The sequence below is a fragment of the Lentzea tibetensis genome (assembly GCF_007845675.1).
GTDB classification, from domain to species: domain Bacteria; phylum Actinomycetota; class Actinomycetes; order Mycobacteriales; family Pseudonocardiaceae; genus Lentzea; species Lentzea tibetensis.
Map to the genome: position 1 here is coordinate 1 of NZ_VOBR01000077.1, position 3,742 is coordinate 3,742.

3 rRNA genes are annotated in these 3,742 nt (G+C 56.4%); all 3 read right to left on the reverse strand.

Annotated elements, in window-relative coordinates:
* Positions 1–114 (reverse strand): 5S ribosomal RNA (gene rrf, locus FKR81_RS42925); the annotation flags it as partial.
* Between the two features lie 91 nt (positions 115–205).
* Positions 206–3,287, reverse strand: a 23S ribosomal RNA gene (locus FKR81_RS42935).
* A 345-nt stretch (positions 3,288–3,632) separates the two neighbouring features.
* Positions 3,633–3,742: ribosomal RNA gene (locus tag FKR81_RS42940) — 16S ribosomal RNA — on the reverse strand; the annotation flags it as partial.

The following is a 3,742-nucleotide window of genomic DNA, read 5'->3' on the forward strand; positions in this document are numbered from 1 at the left end:
CGGCGGCGACCTACTCTCCCACACCGTCACCAGTGCAGTACCATCGGCGCAGAAGGGCTTAACTACCGGGTTCGGAATGGGACCGGGTGTTTCCCCAACGCTATAACCACCGAAACACTATGGAAATATCAACCAGCAACCCCGAGAGGTGCTCGATCGGTCCTGGTTGTTCTTCCAGAACCGCACAGTGGATGCGTAGCATTTTTGTAACAAGTCCTCGGCCTATTAGTACCAGTCAACTCCAACCGTTACCGGTCTTCCATCTCTGGCCTATCAACCCAGTGGTCTAGCTGGGGGCCTTAACCCACAAAGGGTGGGATACCTCATCTTGGAACGAGCTTCCCGCTTAGATGCCTTCAGCGGTTATCCCTTCCGAACGTAGCCAACCAGCAATGCTCTTGGCAGAACAACTGGCACACCAGCGGTCCGTCCGTCCCGGTCCTCTCGTACTAGGGACAGCCTTCCTCAAGTATCCTACGCGCGCGGCGGATAGGGACCGAACTGTCTCACGACGTTCTAAACCCAGCTCGCGTACCGCTTTAATGGGCGAACAGCCCAACCCTTGGGACCTACTCCAGCCCCAGGATGCGACGAGCCGACATCGAGGTGCCAAACCATCCCGTCGATATGGACTCTTGGGGAAGATCAGCCTGTTATCCCCGGGGTACCTTTTATCCGTTGAGCGACCACGCTTCCACAAGCCATGGCCGGATCACTAGTTCCGACTTTCGTCCCTGCTCGACCTGTCAGTCTCACAGTCAAGCTCCCTTGTGCACTTGCACTCAATACCTGATTGCCAACCAGGCTGAGGGAACCTTTGAGCGCCTCCGTTACTCTTTGGGAGGCAACCGCCCCAGTTAAACTACCCACCAGGCACTGTCCCTGATCCGGATCACGGACCGAGGTTAGACATCCAATACGACCAGAGTGGTATTTCAACGATGACTCCACAACCACTGGCGTGGCCGCTTCACAGTCTCCCACCTATCCTACACAAGCCGAATCGAACACCAATACCAAGCTATAGTAAAGGTCCCGGGGTCTTTCCGTCCTGCCGCGCGTAACGAGCATCTTTACTCGTAGTGCAATTTCGCCGGGCCTGTGGTTGAGACAGTCGAGAAGTCGTTACGCCATTCGTGCAGGTCGGAACTTACCCGACAAGGAATTTCGCTACCTTAGGATGGTTATAGTTACCACCGCCGTTTACTGGCGCTTAAGTTCTCAGCTTCGCCCTTGCGGACTAACCGGTCCCCTTAACGTTCCAGCACCGGGCAGGCGTCAGTCCATATACATCGTCTTGCGACTTCGCATGGACCTGTGTTTTTAGTAAACAGTCGCTTCTCGCTGGTCTCTGCGGCCAGCTCACCCTAGCCCGTAAAGAGCTTCAAGTGCTCTGGCCCCCCTTCTCCCGAAGTTACGGGGGCATTTTGCCGAGTTCCTTAACCACAGTTCGCCCGATCGCCTCGGTATTCTCTACCTGACCACCTGTGTCGGTTTGGGGTACGGGCCGCGTGAAAGCTCGCTAGAGGCTTTTCTCGGCAGCATAGGATCACTCTACTTCGCCTCAATCGGCTACGCATCACGTCTCAGGCTATATGAAGCACGGATTTGCCTATGCTTCACCCTACACGCTTACACCAGTACTACCACTCACTGGCGGAGCTACCTTCCTGCGTCACCCCATCGCTTGACTACTACAAGTTCGGTTCCCGCGCTCCACAACCACCATGGTCCCGAAGGACTTCCAGTAGCGCTTTGGGCGGTTAGCATCACAAGGTTCGCCATGGGCGCGTTCACACGGGTACGGGAATATCAACCCGTTGTCCATCGACTACGCCTGTCGGCCTCGCCTTAGGTCCCGACTTACCCTGGGCGGATTAGCCTGGCCCAGGAACCCTTGGTCATCCGGCGGACGAGTTTCTCACTCGTCTTTCGCTACTCATGCCTGCATTCTCACTCGTATAGCCTCCACCACTGGGTTCCCCCGCAGCTTCAATGGCAATACGACGCTCCCCTACCCATCCCAGCATACGCTGAAATGACACAGCTTCGGCGGTGTGCTTAAGCCCCGCTACATTGTCGGCGCAGGACCACTTGACCAGTGAGCTATTACGCACTCTTTAAAGGGTGGCTGCTTCTAAGCCAACCTCCTGGCTGTCTGTGCGACCCCACATCCTTTCCCACTTAGCACACACTTAGGGGCCTTAGCTGGCGTTCTGGGCTGTTTCCCTCTCGACTACGAACCTTATCGCCCGCAGTCTCACTGCCGCACTCTCACACCACGGTATTCGGAGTTTGGTTGATTTCGGTAAGCTTGTAGGCCCCCTAGACCATCCAGTGCTCTACCCCCGCGGTGAAACATGCGACGCTGCACCTAAATGCATTTCGGGGAGAACCAGCTATCACGGAGTTTGATTGGCCTTTCACCCCTAACCACAGCTCATCCCCCAGGTTTTCAACCCTGGTGGGTTCGGGCCTCCACACGGTCTTACCCGCGCTTCACCCTGGCCATGGCTAGATCACTCCGCTTCGGGTCTAGACCACGCGACTCAAGCGCCCTATTCAGACTCGCTTTCGCTACGGCTACCCCACACGGGTTAACCTCGCCACGTAGCACTAACTCGCAGGCTCATTCTTCAAAAGGCACGCCGTCACCCCTAAAGGCTCCGACGGATTGTAGGCACACGGTTTCAGGTACTATTTCACTCCCCTCCCGGGGTATTTTCATCTTTCCCTCACGGTACTAGTCCGCTATCGGTCACCAGGGAGTATTTAGGCTTAGCGGGTGGTCCCGCCAGATTCACAGCGAATTTCACGAGTACGCTGCTACTTGGGAACACTCTAAACAGACGCTAGGTTTTCAAGTACGAGGGTTTCACTCTCTACGCCCGTGCTTTCCAGACACGTTCCTCTAACCACGCGTTTTCTGACTGTTTGCTAGCTCGGCAGAACTAGCCAAGAGGTCCCACGACCCCGCGAATGCAACCCCTGCCGGGTATCACACAGACGCGGTTTAGCCTCATCCGCTTTCGCTCGCCACTACTCACGGAATCACGGTTGTTTTCTCTTCCTACGGGTACTGAGATGTTTCACTTCCCCGCGTTCCCTCCACACGCCCTATGTGTTCAGGCGTGGGTGACCCCACATGACTGGGGCCGGGTTTCCCCATTCGGACACCCTAGGCTCTCAGCTCGGTTGACAGCTCCCCTAGGCTTTTCGCAGTCTCCTACGTCCTTCATCGGCTCCTGGTGCCAAGACATCCACCGTATGCCCTTACTAACTTGCTACAAAGATGCTCGCATCCACTGTGCAGTTCTCAAAGAACGAACGGTCATCACCCCGTGTCCGCTACTCGCCTGCCTGCTCTGAGAGCCGGCGGTTCGAGTGCTGAGGTGATCCGATCACTGAAAGACACAATGAGCGTGTTCTCTCAGGACCCAACAGCGTACCGATCTGTTCATCCAGCCCTCTCGACACCTTTCCACGCACCCGAAGGCGCAGTACTCACTGTCGAGACAACCGAACGTCTAGCCAGCCAGCATCCACTAGTGAGCTCCACCCAACGATCGTTCGCCGTTGGCGTGGCTCTGCCAGCACAGTCGAAGTGACTGTGACTGGAGAATGCTCCTTAGAAAGGAGGTGATCCAGCCGCACCTTCCGGTACGGCTACCTTGTTACGACTTCGTCCCAATCGCCAGTCCCACCTTCGACCGCTCCCCCCCTTACGGGTTGGGCCACGGGC